The sequence below is a fragment of the Citrobacter sp. genome (assembly GCF_050252275.1).
Classification (GTDB): Bacteria; Pseudomonadota; Gammaproteobacteria; order Enterobacterales; family Enterobacteriaceae; genus Citrobacter_A; species Citrobacter_A amalonaticus.
In genome coordinates, this window is record NZ_JBFWLF010000074.1 from 1 (window position 1) to 16,178 (window position 16,178).

Sequence of the window (16,178 nt, forward strand, 5' to 3'; positions counted from 1 at the left end):
GGTGGCGTATATTACGCTTTCCTCTTTCAGAGTCAACCCTGATTTTCAGGATTTTTCTCTTCAACCGAACCGGCTGTTTGTGTGAAGTGATTCACATCCGCCGTGTCGATGGAGGCGCATTATAGGGGGTCGACTCAGGAAGACAAGCGGAAAAATGCAGATTTACTTCAACCGCTCACCTTTTAACCACAATGCTTATTTTTGCTGCTTTTTTATCGCCGATGGCAGATCAGCAAGACTATTTAATACCCAATCTGCCGCATTTTCTGCTTCCGCAGTAATGGGCTTGCCGGTTCGCACTAACACTTTTGTCCCGACTCCTGCCGCAGCCGCAGCCTGCATATCTTCTAATTTGTCGCCCACCATATAAGACGCGGCCATATCAATGTGCAGGAAATCGCGGGCCGAGATCAGCATACCGGGATGCGGCTTACGACAATCACAAACCTGGCGATACTCTTCCACACTGCCTTGCGGGTGGTGTGGACAATAATAGATACCGTCGAGGTCGACATCGCGATCGGCCAGTGACCAGTCCATCCACTCTGTTAATGTTTCAAACTGCGCTTCGGTAAATTTGCCGCGCGCAATCCCTGACTGATTGGTGACAACTACCAGCGCATAGCCCAGTGTTTTAAGCTCGCGCATAGCATCAATAACACCGTCGATAAATTCGAACTCGTCGATTTCGTGTACGTAGCCGTGATCAACATTAATTGTGCCGTCACGGTCGAGAAAAATAGCGGGTACGGACTTTGCCACCTTTTATAGCTCCTGAATAAGGCATGTGGCGCTAGTATCGCATGTTTCGGCAGGCAAGAAAGTGCTCATCGTAGAAACCCTGATTGATTTAGACGTCTGGATGCCTTAACATCCATTTTGTTGACGGCTTTTGACCGCATCAGACAGACGAAAATGCCACGGTAACTTCATTACGATAATAAATAATCAATGATTAAACTTTCGAATATCACCAAAGTGTTCCATCAGGGGACCCGCACCATTCAGGCGTTGAATAACGTTAGCCTGCATGTTCCTGCCGGACAAATTTATGGCGTTATCGGTGCCTCAGGCGCAGGTAAAAGTACGCTGATCCGCTGTGTAAACCTGCTGGAGCGCCCGACAGAAGGAAGCGTTCAGGTTGGCGGACAGGAACTGACGACGCTATCAGAATCTGAACTGACTAAGGCGCGTCGTCAGATTGGCATGATTTTCCAGCACTTCAACCTGCTGGCCTCCCGAACCGTTTTTGGTAACGTCGCGCTGCCGCTGGAACTCGATAACACCCCAAAAGAAGAAATTAAGCGCCGCGTGACGGAACTGCTCGATCTCGTTGGCTTGGGTGATAAGCACGACAGCTACCCTGCGAATCTGTCTGGTGGTCAGAAACAGCGTGTCGCTATCGCCCGTGCACTGGCAAGTCAGCCAAAAGTGTTGCTGTGTGATGAAGCGACCAGTGCGCTGGACCCAGCCACTACTCGCTCCATTCTTGAACTGCTGAAAGACATTAACCGTCGCCTTGGCCTGACCATTCTACTGATCACGCACGAAATGGATGTGGTGAAACGCATCTGCGACTGCGTAGCCGTCATCAGCAACGGTGAGCTGATTGAGCAAGATACCGTCAGCGAAGTGTTTTCCCACCCGAAAACGCCCCTGGCGCAGAAATTTATTCAGTCCACACTGCATCTGGATATTCCGGAAGATTATCTGGCACGCCTCAAAGCGGAATCGACGACCGACAGCGTCCCGATGTTGCGCATGGAATTCACCGGTCAGTCGGTGGATGCGCCGCTGCTTTCCGAAACAGCGCGCCGCTTTAACGTGAATAACAACATTATTAGCGCGCAGATGGATTACGCCGGCGGCGTGAAGTTCGGCATCATGCTGACTGAAATGCACGGCACACAAGAAGAAACGCAAGCCGCGATCGCCTGGCTGCAGGAACACCATGTAAAAGTAGAGGTACTGGGTTATGTCTGAGCCGATGATGTGGCTGCTGGTTCGTGGCGTCTGGGAAACGCTGGCGATGACCTTCGTATCCGGGTTCTTTGGTTTTGTGATTGGTCTTCCCGTTGGCGTGCTGCTGTACGTCACGCGTCCCGGGCAAATCATTGAGAACGCGAAGCTCTACCGCACACTGTCTGCGGTTGTGAACATCTTCCGTTCGATTCCGTTCATTATTCTGCTGGTATGGATGATTCCGTTCACTCGTGTGATTGTCGGGACATCAATCGGTTTGCAGGCTGCCATTGTTCCGCTCACCGTCGGCGCGGCACCGTTTATCGCCCGTATGGTGGAAAACGCCCTGCTGGAAATCCCGACCGGCCTGATTGAAGCGTCCCGCGCAATGGGCGCAACACCGCTGCAAATTGTACGTAAGGTGCTGCTGCCAGAAGCCCTGCCAGGGCTGGTAAACGCGGCGACAATTACGCTGATTACCCTGGTTGGTTATTCCGCCATGGGCGGTGCCGTGGGTGCGGGCGGCCTTGGACAGATCGGCTATCAGTACGGCTATATTGGATACAATGCTACTGTTATGAATACGGTACTGGTATTACTCGTTGTTCTGGTTTATTTAATTCAGTTCGCGGGCGATCGCATCGTCCGGACTGTGACGCACAAGTAACGTTCTACAAAACACAATTATCACATTAAGGAAATAAGCATGGCGTTCAAATTCAAAACCATTGCGGCAGTCGGCGCCCTGATTGGTTCTCTGGCACTCGTGGGTTGCGGTCAGGATGAAAAAGATCCAAACCACATCAAAGTCGGCGTGATTGTCGGTGCGGAACAGCAGGTAGCTGAAGTCGCACAAAAAGTTGCGAAAGAAAAATACGGTCTGGACGTCGAACTGGTGACCTTCAATGACTACGTTCTGCCGAACGAAGCGCTGAGCAAAGGCGATATCGATGCCAACGCCTTCCAGCACAAACCGTATCTGGATCAGCAGATCAAAGATCGCGGATACAAGCTGGTTGCCGCAGGCAATACCTTCGTTTATCCGATTGCGGGCTACTCTAAAAAAATCAAATCTCTGGATGAGCTTCAGGATGGCGCGCAGGTAGCGGTTCCGAACGATCCAACCAACCTGGGCCGTTCTCTGCTGCTGCTGCAAAAAGTCGGTCTGATCAAACTGAAAGATGGCGTGGGTCTGCTGCCGACCTCACTGGATATCGTCGGGAACCCGAAAAATCTGAAAATTGTTGAACTGGAAGCCCCTCAGTTGCCGCGTTCTCTTGACGATGCGCAAATTGCTCTGGCGGTAATCAACACCACTTATGCCAGCCAGATCAACCTGACGCCGGCGAAAGACGGTATCTTCGTTGAAGATAAAGATTCCCCGTACGTCAACCTGATCGTGACCCGTGAAGATAACAAAGACGCGGAGAACGTGAAGAAATTCGTTCAAGCCTATCAGTCTGACGAAGTTTACGAAGCCGCCAATAAAGTCTTCAACGGTGGTGCTGTTAAGGGCTGGTAATTTTTAGGCGCTTTTCACAATCTGTAATATCATTCAGGACGGGCGTTTGCCCGTCTTGTCATTTATGCAAGCTCCTGATTCAATATGTGACAGTTAGATCATTCATTGAGGAAATATTATGCGTGCTTTACCGATCTGTTTATTGGCACTCATGCTGAGCGGCTGTTCCATGCTAAGCAGATCCCCTGTTGAACCCGTTCAAAGCACCGCAACCCCGCCAAAAGCGGAGCCGGAAAAACCGAAAGCGCCGCGCGCTGTTCCCGTCAGAATTTACACCAATGCTGAAGATCTGGTCGGCAAGCCGTTCCGCGATCTCGGTGAAGTGACCGGTGAATCCTGTCAGGCCTCTAACCAGGACTCTCCGCCGAACATCCCGACAGCACGTAAACGCATGCAGATTAATGCGTCAAAAATGAAAGCCAATGCCGTGTTACTGCATAGCTGTGAAGTCACCAGCGGGACGCCGGGTTGTTATCGTCAGGCTGTCTGCATTGGTTCTGCGCTCAACATCTCGGCTAAATGAGTCATTTTCAGTTTGAGCAAATCGGTGTCATTCGCTCGCCTTACAAAGAGAAGTTCGCCGTTCCCCGCCAGCCAGGGTTGGTAAAAAGCGTCAACGGCGAACTGCACCTGCTGTCTCCTTACAATCAGGCCGATGCGGTACGCGGTCTTGAAGCATTCAGCCACTTATGGGTGATCTTTGTTTTCCATCAGACGATGGAAGGGGGATGGCACCCCACCGTGCGCCCGCCTCGTCTTGGCGGCAATGCGCGGATGGGCGTATTTGCTACGCGCTCAACATTTCGCCCCAATCCCGTCGGCATGTCGCTGGTTGAACTGAAAGGCGTTGTCTGTCAGAAAGATCAGGTCATTCTGCAACTGGGCAGTCTGGATCTGGTTGACGGTACGCCGGTCATCGATATCAAGCCTTACCTGCCGTTCGCGGAATCGCTACCGAATGCGACCGCCAGCTATGCGCAACAGGCACCGCAAGCCGAAATGTCGGTGAGTTTTACCGACGAGATTGAGCAACAGTTTCCCGCGCTGGAAAAACGTTATCCCCTGCTGAAGACGTTTATTCGTGATGTGTTGGCGCAGGATCCGCGTCCTGCCTATCGAAAAGGGGAAGAGACCGGTAAAAATTATGCTGTCTGGCTGCATGATTTCAACGTGCGCTGGCGCGTAACCGAGACGGGTTTTGAAGTCTTTGCGCTTGAACCCCGCTAATTTCACGCCCTTCTCTTTTGACATCCCTTTCTCGCTGGTAAACTGAGTTACTTTTTTTTGTGTCAGGCTCACATTGAGCCTGTTCGATCGTTCAACTGGAACCGTAACAACATGCGTACTAGCCAATATCTGCTCTCCACTCTGAAGGAGACACCTGCCGACGCCGAGGTGATCAGCCACCAGCTGATGCTGCGCGCCGGGATGATCCGCAAGCTGGCCTCCGGGTTATACACCTGGCTGCCGACCGGCGTGCGCGTCCTGAAAAAAGTTGAGAACATCGTGCGTGAAGAGATGAACAACGCCGGTGCGATCGAGGTGTTAATGCCGGTGGTTCAACCTTCTGAACTGTGGCAAGAGAGTGGTCGTTGGGAACAGTACGGTCCGGAACTGCTGCGTATTGCTGACCGTGGCGATCGTCCGTTCGTACTTGGCCCAACGCATGAAGAAGTGATCACCGATCTGATTCGTAACGAGCTCAGCTCTTACAAACAGCTGCCGCTGAACTTCTACCAGATTCAGACTAAATTCCGTGACGAAGTGCGTCCGCGTTTCGGCGTGATGCGCTCCCGTGAATTCCTGATGAAAGATGCGTACTCTTTCCATACTTCTCAGGAATCTCTGCAGGAAACTTACGACGCGATGTACGCGGCTTATAGCAAGATCTTCAGCCGCATGGGGCTGGATTTCCGCGCGGTACAGGCTGACACCGGTTCTATCGGCGGCAGCGCCTCGCACGAATTCCAGGTACTGGCACAGAGCGGCGAAGACGATGTGATCTTCTCTGATTCCTCTGACTACGCGGCCAACATTGAATTTGCGGAAGCCGTTGCGCCGAAAGCGCCGCGCGCCGCTGCAACGCAAGAAATGACGCTGGTTGATACGCCGAACGCAAAAACCATCGCCGAGCTGGTTGAGCAGTTTAGTCTGCCAATCGAGAAAACCGTGAAAACCCTGCTGGTGAAAGCCGTGGAAGACAGCAAGTCTCCGCTGGTCGCACTGCTGGTTCGCGGCGATCACGAATTGAACGAAGTCAAAGCGGAAAAACTGCCGCAGGTTGCCAGCCCGCTGACGTTCGCAACCGAAGAAGAGATCCGCGCGCTGGTGAATGCCGGTCCGGGTTCTTTGGGCCCGGTAAACATGCCAGTGCCGGTGATTATTGACCGTACTGTTGCCGCAATGAGTGATTTCGCGGCAGGGGCTAACGTGGATGGTAAGCATTACTTCGGCATTAACTGGGATCGCGATGTCGCAACCCCGGAAGTCGCTGATATCCGTAACGTCGTCGCCGGCGATCCAAGCCCGGATGGAAAAGGCACGTTGCTGATCAAACGCGGTATCGAAGTCGGTCATATCTTCCAGTTGGGCACCAAGTACTCGGAAGCAATGAAAGCCGCCGTCCAGGGTGAAGATGGCCGCAACCAGATCCTGACTATGGGTTGTTACGGTATCGGGGTCACACGCGTGGTAGCAGCGGCTATTGAGCAGAACTACGACGAGCGCGGGATCGTATGGCCTGACGCTATCGCGCCGTTCCAGGTGGCGATTCTGCCGATGAACATGCACAAGTCCTATCGTGTGCAGGAACTGGCGGAAAAACTGTATGCCGAACTGCGTGCGCAGGGCATCGAAGTGCTGATGGACGACCGTAAAGAGCGCCCAGGCGTGATGTTCGCCGATATGGAACTGATCGGTATTCCGCACACTATCGTGCTGGGCGACCGTAACCTCGACAACGACGATATTGAATACAAATACCGTCGCAATGGCGAGAAACAGTTGATAAAAACCGGCGACATCGTCAACTATCTGGTTAAACAGATTAAAGGCTGATGTCATAAGAGGCTCTGATTTTCAGGGCCTCTTTTTTACATGGATTGTATAAAATGGCTAAACTCACGGCGTATTACCGCCTCTTCCTCCCTTGCCTTCTTTTGCTTTCGGCCTGCACCGTTGACGTCAGCCCACCGAATAAATCCGCCGCCGCCATTGATGCACAATCCAAAAAATGGGCGGTTACATTCCAGCGCCAGAGCTCATTTACGAATAAAGCACTCGTCGAAATTACCGATACCGACCTTAAGCCAGGCGATCTGTTGTTCTCCTCCAGCCTCGGGGTGACCTCATTAGGCATCCGCGCGTTCAGCAATGCTTCCGTAAGCCACGTTGCCGTCTATCTGGGCGATAATGAAGTCGCAGAAGCCACCGGCGCTGGCGTACAAATCGTGTCACTCAAACAGGCGATGAAACACAGTGATAAACTTTTTGCCCTGAGAGTCCCGGAGCTGACTCCGCAACAGGCCGCTGAGATCAAAACCTTCGCCTATAAAATCAAAGACAGCGGCTATAACTATCGCGGTATCGTGGAATTCATTCCGTTTATGGTGACTCGCCAGATGTGTTCACTAAACCCCTTCTCTGCGGATTTCCGGCAACAGTGTGTCAGCGGGCTGGCGAAAGCGCAGTTGAGCGATGCACGCGAGGGAGAAAAAACGGCGTGGTTTTGCTCTGAATTCGTCACTGATGCATTTACCAAAGCGGGACATCCGCTAACCCTGGCGCAATCGGGCTGGATCAGCCCTGCTGACCTGATGCACATGCGGGAAGGCGACGTTGCCGCATTTAAGCCAGAAACGCAGCTACGCTATGTCGGTCATTTGAAGTTAGGGATTTATATCAAGACGGGACGTTTTGTAGGACTGACGCGTTAAGCGCGATACACAATAGCAAAACTGCGGGTAAGATGATAACTGTCCAGTCACCCGGACAGTTATCATTGAGTCCATCACTCAGTCGGTGCAGCTCTTACCCGGAATAAATTTAATCTCTTTATCGGCCATCAGCGTTTTCACCGGCTCATGGGTATCTGGATTCGCCTCCAGCGTGAAGTGCCCTTCGACGGACAACAGCACCGGTTTCTCACTGGTGCCACGCGCCGCAAGATAACCGCGTTCCAGCTCTGCGTTACTGGCAACAGAAACCTGCTTTCCGGTTGCGCAGTCGGTAAAGGTCGCGGCATCCGCCATATAGAAATACATGCCACGCATCGCCATTGGCGTTACCGGCAAACTGGATTTCACCGGTTCAAGCGTATAGTTAAATTGTGATTCAACCGGATTGCCTTCCCGATCCAGCATCTCCAGCGCTTCGCCTTTCGCGCGATAATAAGACTTCTCACCCTGACTGTCGGTCAGCACCAGTTTATCGGCCGTGCGCGCCCAGGTGCCGTAGGAAGCAAAAGAAGACGGCTCTTCACGCACGCCCTGATAGCGTTCGTTCATTACCCATGTGCCATCTTTCTCCAGAAACAGTGAGGTCTCAATACCCTCGCAGTCGGCACAAGGCAGAATGCCCCGCCAGCTTTGCTGCATCGGTTTTAATTCTGCAACCTGAGTCGGCTGGATAACATCAACCTCTGAACGGTTGTTACAGCCAATCAATGCGAAGAGCGTAAATGCCGCCATCGCTGAAAGTAGTGTTTTTTTCACCCTGACTCCCTATCACATTTTATTCCTGCCCGTCAGTCATCACGACGGACTTTACCGCGAAGGGCTTTTACTGAGGATTTCTGCGCCTTCGAGTTTAATCTTCGCTCTTTCGATGCCCGCGTCGGTCGGGTTGCGCGTCGGCTTTTTTGTACTGCGGTGAGCTCTTTTATAACCGCTACCAGTCTGGCAAGCGCCGCTTCCCGGTTGAGTTCCTGGTTGCGGTACTCCTGCGCCTTAATAATCATCACGCCATCAGCGGTAATCAGATGATGGCTGGCAGCCAGCAAACGTTCCTTATAATACTCTGGCAGGCTGGAGGCCCGAATGTCAAAACGCAAATGTATCGCCGTTGAGGTCTTATTGACGTGCTGTCCTCCTGCGCCCTGGGCGCGAATGGCGGTGATCTCCAGCTCATCGTCGGGGATCGAGACAGTCCGCGAAATGACGATCATACCGGTTGTTGCCACGGCGTCAGATGAATTTCCAGATTATTCTGAGAATCAGACAGCCAGATCGCCCCGTCCTGAATTGTCGCCTGTAGCGTCATGGTACGGCTCGCAAAGGCGCTAAGCTGGGTCAGTTGTTCATCATCCAGATACCAGACAGTGAGATTCGAAAACTGTGCGCATTTGCTTTGATTCTGCTGCCACCAGATCTGCGCCGCCCGGCTATTGTAGGCAAACAGCGCCACATCAGCAGCCTGCGAACACGCTTTCTTAATACGGCGCTCATCCGGTAGCCCCAGTTCAACCCACAAGTCGATACCCAGATGATCGTTACGCAACCACGCTTCCGGTTCATCCTCTGCGCTTAAGCCACGCGTAAACTGGAGACGCTCATCCGCATACTTAATCCACGCCAGCAGACGCAACATCATTCGTTCCTGGGTTTCAGAGGGGTGACGCGCCAGCGTCAACGCCGCATCAAGAAACTGGTTACGGTCAAGGTCAGCCACGTTGACGACGGCTTTATAAATTGTCGCTTTAAGCGCCATGGAAAAACTCCTTTCGAATCAGGCAGCCATTGTAGCGAAAAAGGAGCCAAAAGGCTGTCCGGGGATCATCAATCAGGCGCTGATATTGCGTGAATGGCTGTGGTATAGTCACCTTGCTAAACAGAGTTTATCTTCGTAGGCTTAGACTTGCATCCACGGTTAAGTCAGAATGCTGACAGGAGGGCATGTGGAAAAATATTGTGAGTTAATACGCAAGCGGTATGCGGAAATCGCCAGCGGAGACTTAGGGTATATCCCGGATGCGCTGGGTTGCGTATTAAAGGTGCTTAATGAAATGGCGGCAGACAGTGCCCTTTCAGAGTCGGTCAGGGAAAAGGCGGCGTATGCTGCGGCGAACTTACTGGTGAGCGATTATGTCAATGAATGATACATACCAACCCATCAACTGTGATGACTACGACAACCTTGAGCTCGCCTGCCAGCATCATTTATTACTGACGCTGGAACTGAAAGATGGTGAAGTTTTGCAAGCGAAAGCCAACGATTTGGTTTCACGGAAAAACGTGGAATACCTAATCACCGAGGTTGCGGGTGAAACGCGCGAGCTTCGTCTCGATAAAATTGTCAGCTTCAGCCATCCGGAAATCGGTACCGTGGTGGTTAGCGAATCCTGAACCCATATTGCCTGGTGGCGCTGCGCCATCAGGCATTTCCACCGGTTTGATCCCACACCAGTTTCACCCCCGACTCCTCACCCGCCGCGCCGTCACGCGTGACAAATACGCCTGCAGCCGCAATCAGCGTTTCGCCGTAAAACAGCAATGGCGTGGTATCTCGTCGCCAGGAAGGTACATTCAACTCCTGCCAGATTTTCTTGAGCTTGCGGCCACCGCTACGGCCAACGATATGCAGCATTCCCGGCGCTTTAAAACGGATACTGACACGCTCATCCTCACGAGGCGCGCGCAATTCGTCCCCCAACAGTAACCGCAGTTGGCCCAGCCCGGCAGGCAACGTGAGCGGTAACTGCCAGCGAGGCCAGGGCAGTATTGTCTCACTTTGTCCGACAACAGATTTAATCCACCACAACTGTCCCTGAAAGCGCCGCACCTCGTACTCGCCGAAACGCAGGCACGGTGACGCATCTTCACGCGCCAGCGCCACCTCCTGCCAGAGACGTTCCAGTCCATCGCGTGAAGGCATCGGCGCATTTTTCGTCGCCAGCCAGCGGCGAAGTAGCGCAGCGCGCCGGACACGGCTCATCGCCATGAGCGGCGTTAACTCCAGCGTGCCGTTTTCCGTGGTACAAGAAGACAGTTCATCGGCAAGCAGTTCATCCAGCAGACTCTCTTGTTCAGCACACAGCGCTGCGCTGCGTGCCGTGGCGTCAGCGAAATGCGGCCAGCGCTGTTGCAGAAGCGGCAGAACCTGCAAACGCAGGAAGTTGCGATCGTAGGCGTCATCCTGATTGCTTTCATCTTCAATCCAGCGAAGCTGATGCTGCCTTGCCCATTGCTCCAGTGCCGCACGGGGTTGTGTCAATAACGGACGAATGAGTAACGTGCCCGCAAACTCAGCACTCTCCGCCATTGCAGACAGCCCAGCCGGTCCGCTGCCGCGTTTGAGCGCCAGCAAAAAGGTTTCACACTGATCGTCAAGATGCTGGGCAGTCACCAACACCTCACCGGGCAATAGCGCATCGGCAAATGCCTGATACCGCGCCTGCCGGGCCTGCGCTTCGATTCCCAGCCCGGCGTCCACCAGCGTGACCCGCTCCACCACCAGCGGAACCTGCCATTGCGCGCAGATGGCTTCACAGTGTGCCACCCACTCATCGGCGTGAGCGCTAAGTCCATGATGGATGTGCATGGCACGAAGCGAGAGAGTCGGTTGTTGCGTCCGCCATTGCACCAGTTTGTGTAAGAGCACGGTAGAGTCCAGACCGCCGCTAAAGGCGACCAGTATCTGTCGGGAAGTGATAAGCGAGGTGTTCAGCGTGAGTGTTGTCATAGCGGTTATTTACAGTGACGTTGCCCGGCACGTTACCGGGCAATCGTCACAATAACAAGCCTTACTGCTCATACAATTCGAGCGGCAGGCCATCCGGGTCTTTAAAAAAGGTGAAGCGCTTGTTGGTGAAGGGATCAATGCGGATGGCTTCACAATTAACGTGATTCGCCTCCAGATGCGCCACCGCGTTATCCAGGTCATCCACGCTGAACGCCAGATGGCGCAAGCCACAGGCTTCCGGATGACCAGGACGCGCCGGCGGGAAAGGAAATGAAAAAAGCTCAATCACATATTGTCCATTCAGCGCCAGATCGCCCTTCCACGAGTCTCGTTCTGCGCGATAGGCCTCGCTCAGCAGCGTAAACCCCAAAATATCGCAATAGAAGGACTTACTCGCGGCATAGTCTGTCGCAATAATCGCAATATGGTGAACCTGTTTTAATCCCAGCATAGTGTCTTCATCTCCGTTATTTATCATCAGCACGTTACCCGCCCGGGAGCGCTGAAGGCAAGTCGTCATGCCGTTTTTAAGACTCGTACGAGGTATACGCCGTCGTCATCCTGTTTCGCCCCGTGAATATCCGTTTCAAAGCCCGGATAACGCTGACCAACAGAACAGAGCATCAGCAGAAAATCGAGTACGGCGCGACTCTGCTCGGTGAGCATTTCTCCCGGCATCAGCAGCGGAACGCCGGGAGGGTATGGCAGGATCATATTCGCCGACACGCGTCCCACCAGTTGATCGAGGGGGACCGTTTCGACTTCGCCTTTGATCTGTCGCTGCCAGGCCTGATGCGGCGTCATGATCATTTCCGGCAATGTATCAAACGCACGCAGCATCAGACCGGAAAGATCGTGTTGGCGGATGAGCTGGTGGATCCCTTGCGCCAGATCCTGAATACGCATGTTGCGATAAAAATCAGGATCTTCTGCATACAGATCCGGCAGCATATTCTTCACGCGCAAATTGAGATCGTAAGAGCGTTTAAATTCGGTCAGTCCACGCAACAGCCCCATTGCCCGGGTTTTATCGATACCAATACTGAAGAGAAACAGCAGATTGTACGGCCCGGTTTTCTCCACCACCACGCCGCGCTCATCAAGGAATTTCGCCACCAGCGCGGCGGGGATCCCCTCGTCACTCATCTCCCCTTGCTCGTTCATACCGGGCGTCAGGATCGTGACTTTTACCGGATCGAGGAACATATGGTCATCGTCGGCATCGGTAAATCCGTGCCAGTCTTCACCGGGCGCCACCGGCCAGCACGCAGCTTCATCAACCTCTTCCGGTTGCCAGATATCAAAGAACCAACCGTCAGACTCTTCACGTAGCCGCTGCACTTCTTTGCGAAAATGTAACGCGCGCTCCACAGAGCGATTGATTAATCGCTTACCGGAATTTCCCCGTAGCATCGCTGCCGCCGTCTCGATGGAGGCGACAATCGGATAACTCGGTGAGGTCGAGGTGTGCATCATAAACGCTTCGTTGAAGGTCTCTTCGTCATAATCCCCTTTAATATGAATCAGCGACGCCTGCGATAGCGCCGCCAACATTTTGTGGGTGGATTGCGTTTCGAAAATCACCTTGCCAGGCACCCGTTCACCGCTCATCCCGCTTTTCCCCTGATAAATGGGATGAAAGTGGGTATAGGGCACCCAGGCAGAATCGAAGTGGATAGAGGGGACATCCAGCGTCTGTTTGATCCAGTTAGTGTTATACAGCAGGCCGTCATAGGTTGAGTTAGTGATCACGGCATGAACTGGCCACTGCGCCTGCGCCGTGGCGGCAACTTTGTTCGCAATACTCTCACGCGTGAACTCACGCTTCGGAATGCCGCCCAGAATACCGAGCGCATTACGCGTTGGTTTCAGCCAAATCGGGACGACGTCGCTCATCATTAACAAATGCGCGAGCGACTTATGGCAGTTACGGTCAATCAATAGCGTACTGCCGGTCGGCGCGGCATACATCCCCACAATTTTGTTTGAGGTGGAGGTACCGTTAGTCACCATGTAACTCTGCTCTGCACCGAACGTTCGGGCGATATACTCTTCGGCCTCCAGATGTGGCCCGGTGTGATCGAGTAACGAACCCAGTTCAGTGACCGATATCGATACATCCGCTTTCAGGGTATTACCGCCGAAAAAGTCATAGAACAGGCAGCCAACCGGACTTTTTTGATAGGCCGTTCCGGCCATGTGCCCCGGCGTGCAGAAGGTGTATTTTCCCTCTTTCACATAGGTGAACAGCGCTCTGGTAAAAGGCGGCGTGATATTGTCGAGGTACTCGTTGGTGTACTGGCGAATGCGCGTCGCGATATCTTCCGCCTGCCCGAGCGCATACTCGAAAAACCATAGCGCCATGCGCATGTCGTGAACGCTGACATCCATCGTCGAATGCGTGTTGATAAACGCATACAGCGGTAAATACTCATTGAGCTGGTTAATCTCACTGCACAAATCAAGACTGTACTCATCCCAGTCAAAAATCACCCCACAAATGCGCGGGTTGTGTTCGATAAATTTCAGCAGGTCGACACTGTTTTGCGGCCAGATAATCTGAAATCCCTGTGATTGCAGCGCACGCTCAAGCTCGTTAATGGGCTCGTCTTTATAAAAAACCCCGTGCGGCCCCATAATGGCGATGATATTCATGCGTTCCTCCTGGAAAAACCTTAGCTAATCATAGCCTGTTCAAACCGCAGGTAAAAAAAAGGGCCACAAACAAATTGTGGCCCTTTTCGGAATGGTCAACGCTTAGGCGTAGCCGTAGCTCATCAGACGCTGATAGCGACGGTTCTTCAAATCTTCTGTGCTCAATACATCGAGATCCGCGAGGTCAGCCAGCAGCTGCGCTTTCAGCGAAGCCGCCATCGCTTCCGGATTGCGATGCGCGCCGCCCAGCGGTTCCGGGATGATGGAATCAATCAGCTTCAGCTCTTTCAGACGCGGCGCAATGATCCCCATCGCTTCTGCGGCCAGCGGCGCTTTGTCTGCACTTTTCCACAGAATGGAAGCACAGCCTTCCGGAGAGATAACGGAATAGGTGCTGTATTGCAGCATATTCACTTTATCGCCCACGCCGATCGCCAGCGCGCCACCGGAACCGCCCTCGCCGATCACGGTGCAGATAACCGGCACGCTCAGACGTGACATTTCACGCAGGTTACGGGCGATAGCTTCGGACTGACCGCGCTCTTCGGCACCCACGCCTGGGTAAGCCCCCGGAGTGTCGATAAAGGTAATGATCGGCATGTTGAAACGCTCGGCCATTTCCATCAGACGCAGCGCTTTACGATAGCCTTCCGGCGCCGGCATACCGAAGTTACGACGGATTTTCTCTTTGGTCTCGCGGCCTTTCTGATGACCAATGATCATCACCGGACGACCGTCCAGACGCGCAATGCCGCCGACGATAGCTTTATCGTCCGCATAAGCGCGATCGCCCGCCAGTTCGTCAAATTCATCAAACGCCAGGCGAACATAATCCAGGGTGTAAGGACGCTGCGGATGGCGTGCCAGTTGGGCAACCTGCCATGCGCCAAGATCGGCGAAGATTTTACGCGTCAGTTCTACGCTTTTTTCACGCAGACGATGCACTTCTTCATCGATGTTAATATCCAGTTTCTCGTCCTGACGGCTCACCGCAGTCAGAGAATCGATTTTTGCTTCCAGCTCTGCAATCGGCTGTTCAAAATCAAGGAAATTCAGACTCATAGTATTCCTGTATTAGTCAAACTCCAGTTCCACCTGCTCCGAACCAATGAGGCCACGGAGATCGTTAAGCAAACGATCGCTCGGAGAGACACGCCACGTCGCGCCAAAACGCAACCGCGCACGTGCATCCGCCCTCTGATAGTAGAGATGTACTGGAATTGTCCCCGAGCGGTGGGGTTCCAGAGACTGACGGAGTCGGTTTAAAAGCTGGTCATCAATTTGCCTGTCCGTCAGCGAGATAGCAAGCCCGCGAGCATATTTTTCCCGGGCTTCGTCAATATCCATCACTTCGCGGGCGGTCATTTTAAGCCCCCCGCTGAAGTCATCAAAGCTGACCTGTCCGCTGACGATAAGTATGCGGTCTTTTTCCAGCAATTGCTGGTATTTATCCAGGGCGTCGGTAAATAACATCACCTCCAGACGTCCGGAACGGTCATCCAGCGTACAGATGCCGATACGATTGCCGCGCTTGGTGACCATAACCCTTGCGGCAATGACGAGCCCCGCAGCCGTGGTCACTTTACCACGTTCTGTCGGATGCATGTCTTTCAGCCGGTAGCCTCCGACATAGCGCTCAATTTCTTTCAAATACTGGTTGATCGGGTGACCCGTCAGGTACAACCCCAACGTTTCGCGTTCCCCATCTAACACCACCTGCTCTGGCCACGGCTGGCAGCTGGCGTAGGATTGTTCAATTTGCTCCGGCTCTTCCGCCAGCACGCCGAACATATCTGCCTGACCAATTGCTTCTGCTTTCGCGTGCTGATCGGCGGCTTTCAGCGCATCGCCCAGCGAATTCATCAGCGCAGCACGATGCGGCCCCAGCCTGTCGAACGCTCCGGACATGATCAATTTTTCCAGCACCCGCCGGTTGAGCTTTTTGGTATCGGTGCGCGCACAAAGATCAAACAGCTCACGGAAATAGCCGCCGTTGTTACGCGCCTCAATGATCGCCTCGATCGGGCCTTCACCCACGCCTTTGATCGCGCCGATACCGTAGACAATCTCGCCGTCGTCGTTGACGTGGAAGTGGTACAGCCCGGAGTTGATATCCGGCGGCAGGATTTTCAGCCCCATGCGCCAGCACTCATCCACCAGCCCCACCACCTTCTCGGTGTTGTCCATATCGGCAGTCATTACCGCCGCCATAAACTCAGCAGGATAGTGCGCTTTCAACCACAGCGTCTGGTAAGAGACCAGCGCGTAGGCAGCGGAGTGCGATTTGTTAAACCCGTACCCGGCGAATTTCTCCACCAGGTCGAAGATTTTCATCGCCAGTTCGCCGTCAATACCGTTTTTC

Annotated in this window: 18 protein-coding genes; 9 read left to right on the plus strand and 9 right to left on the minus strand. The window is 53.4% G+C overall.

The window, feature by feature from the left end; translation table 11 throughout:
- Positions 1-195: 195 nt before the first annotated feature.
- On the minus strand, positions 196-762 hold the full coding sequence (gmhB, locus tag AB7E14_RS08545) for a D-glycero-beta-D-manno-heptose 1,7-bisphosphate 7-phosphatase (RefSeq protein ID WP_042997843.1): 567 nt from the start codon (positions 760-762) through the stop codon (positions 196-198).
- 189 nt (positions 763-951) lie between these two features.
- Here gmhB and metN point away from each other — a divergent pair, with 189 nt between their 5' ends.
- The 7 genes from metN (at position 952) to AB7E14_RS08580 (ending at position 7,419) form a co-directional block, all read left to right on the plus strand.
- Positions 952-1,983 carry a methionine ABC transporter ATP-binding protein MetN gene (metN, locus tag AB7E14_RS08550; RefSeq protein WP_042997844.1) on the plus strand — a complete coding sequence of 344 codons (1,032 nt, stop codon included), beginning with the start codon at positions 952-954 and terminating at the stop codon, positions 1,981-1,983.
- Complete coding sequence (locus AB7E14_RS08555) at positions 1,976-2,629, plus strand: methionine ABC transporter permease MetI (RefSeq protein ID WP_042323638.1); 654 nt, start codon at positions 1,976-1,978, stop codon at positions 2,627-2,629. The genes metN and AB7E14_RS08555 overlap by 8 nt, the downstream gene beginning before the upstream one ends.
- 39 nt (positions 2,630-2,668) lie before the next feature.
- Positions 2,669-3,484, plus strand: a complete 816-nt coding sequence (gene metQ, locus AB7E14_RS08560) for a methionine ABC transporter substrate-binding lipoprotein MetQ (protein ID WP_042997845.1) — start codon at positions 2,669-2,671, stop codon at positions 3,482-3,484.
- Between the two features lie 118 nt (positions 3,485-3,602).
- Positions 3,603-4,007: an Rcs stress response system protein RcsF gene (rcsF, locus tag AB7E14_RS08565; RefSeq protein ID WP_042323642.1), complete on the plus strand. Its 405-nt coding sequence runs from the start codon at positions 3,603-3,605 to the stop codon at positions 4,005-4,007.
- Positions 4,004-4,711 carry a tRNA (N6-threonylcarbamoyladenosine(37)-N6)-methyltransferase TrmO gene (gene tsaA / locus AB7E14_RS08570; RefSeq protein ID WP_044255345.1) on the plus strand — a complete coding sequence of 236 codons (708 nt, stop codon included), beginning with the start codon at positions 4,004-4,006 and terminating at the stop codon, positions 4,709-4,711. Before rcsF ends, tsaA begins: the two co-directional genes overlap by 4 nt.
- Before the next feature lie 111 nt (positions 4,712-4,822).
- Complete coding sequence (gene proS, locus AB7E14_RS08575; RefSeq protein WP_042997847.1) at positions 4,823-6,541, plus strand: proline--tRNA ligase; 1,719 nt, start codon at positions 4,823-4,825, stop codon at positions 6,539-6,541.
- Positions 6,542-6,594: 53 nt separating this feature from the next.
- On the plus strand, positions 6,595-7,419 hold the full coding sequence (locus tag AB7E14_RS08580; RefSeq protein WP_044327026.1) for a YaeF family permuted papain-like enzyme: 825 nt from the start codon (positions 6,595-6,597) through the stop codon (positions 7,417-7,419).
- 78 nt (positions 7,420-7,497) lie between these two features.
- Here AB7E14_RS08580 and nlpE read toward each other — a convergent pair whose 3' ends face one another.
- Genes nlpE through AB7E14_RS08595 form a run of 3 tightly spaced genes read right to left on the minus strand, consistent with a single transcriptional unit; the run spans position 7,498 to position 9,190 of the window.
- Positions 7,498-8,196: an envelope stress response activation lipoprotein NlpE gene (nlpE, locus tag AB7E14_RS08585; RefSeq protein ID WP_042997849.1), complete on the minus strand. Its 699-nt coding sequence runs from the start codon at positions 8,194-8,196 to the stop codon at positions 7,498-7,500.
- A gap of 32 nt (positions 8,197-8,228) precedes the next feature.
- Positions 8,229-8,648 carry an alternative ribosome rescue aminoacyl-tRNA hydrolase ArfB gene (gene arfB / locus AB7E14_RS08590; protein WP_044327027.1) on the minus strand — a complete coding sequence of 140 codons (420 nt, stop codon included), beginning with the start codon at positions 8,646-8,648 and terminating at the stop codon, positions 8,229-8,231.
- The gene (locus tag AB7E14_RS08595) at positions 8,645-9,190 is read right to left on the minus strand and encodes a YaeQ family protein (RefSeq protein WP_044267465.1); all 546 of its coding nucleotides are present in this window, start codon (positions 9,188-9,190) and stop codon (positions 8,645-8,647) included. The genes arfB and AB7E14_RS08595 overlap by 4 nt, the downstream gene beginning before the upstream one ends.
- A gap of 187 nt (positions 9,191-9,377) precedes the next feature.
- Here AB7E14_RS08595 and AB7E14_RS08600 point away from each other — a divergent pair, with 187 nt between their 5' ends.
- Positions 9,378-9,578: a YaeP family protein gene (locus AB7E14_RS08600; protein WP_044327029.1), complete on the plus strand. Its 201-nt coding sequence runs from the start codon at positions 9,378-9,380 to the stop codon at positions 9,576-9,578.
- Complete coding sequence (rof, locus tag AB7E14_RS08605; protein WP_042323659.1) at positions 9,565-9,825, plus strand: Rho-binding antiterminator; 261 nt, start codon at positions 9,565-9,567, stop codon at positions 9,823-9,825. The genes AB7E14_RS08600 and rof overlap by 14 nt, the downstream gene beginning before the upstream one ends.
- 28 nt (positions 9,826-9,853) lie before the next feature.
- Here the strand turns inward: rof and tilS are convergent, their stop codons facing one another.
- The 5 genes from tilS to AB7E14_RS08630 form a co-directional block, all read right to left on the minus strand.
- The gene (tilS, locus tag AB7E14_RS08610; RefSeq protein ID WP_316962715.1) at positions 9,854-11,161 is read right to left on the minus strand and encodes a tRNA lysidine(34) synthetase TilS; all 1,308 of its coding nucleotides are present in this window, start codon (positions 11,159-11,161) and stop codon (positions 9,854-9,856) included.
- Between the two features lie 61 nt (positions 11,162-11,222).
- Positions 11,223-11,612: a VOC family protein gene (locus tag AB7E14_RS08615; RefSeq protein ID WP_044327031.1), complete on the minus strand. Its 390-nt coding sequence runs from the start codon at positions 11,610-11,612 to the stop codon at positions 11,223-11,225.
- A 65-nt stretch (positions 11,613-11,677) separates the two neighbouring features.
- Positions 11,678-13,816 carry a lysine decarboxylase LdcC gene (gene ldcC / locus AB7E14_RS08620; RefSeq protein ID WP_216081788.1) on the minus strand — a complete coding sequence of 713 codons (2,139 nt, stop codon included), beginning with the start codon at positions 13,814-13,816 and terminating at the stop codon, positions 11,678-11,680.
- A gap of 102 nt (positions 13,817-13,918) precedes the next feature.
- Positions 13,919-14,878: an acetyl-CoA carboxylase carboxyl transferase subunit alpha gene (gene accA / locus AB7E14_RS08625; protein WP_042997855.1), complete on the minus strand. Its 960-nt coding sequence runs from the start codon at positions 14,876-14,878 to the stop codon at positions 13,919-13,921.
- 12 nt (positions 14,879-14,890) lie between these two features.
- Positions 14,891-16,178, minus strand: a 1,288-nt coding sequence (locus tag AB7E14_RS08630) for an OB-fold nucleic acid binding domain-containing protein (RefSeq protein ID WP_428169463.1), incomplete at its 5' end; no start/stop codon positions are given.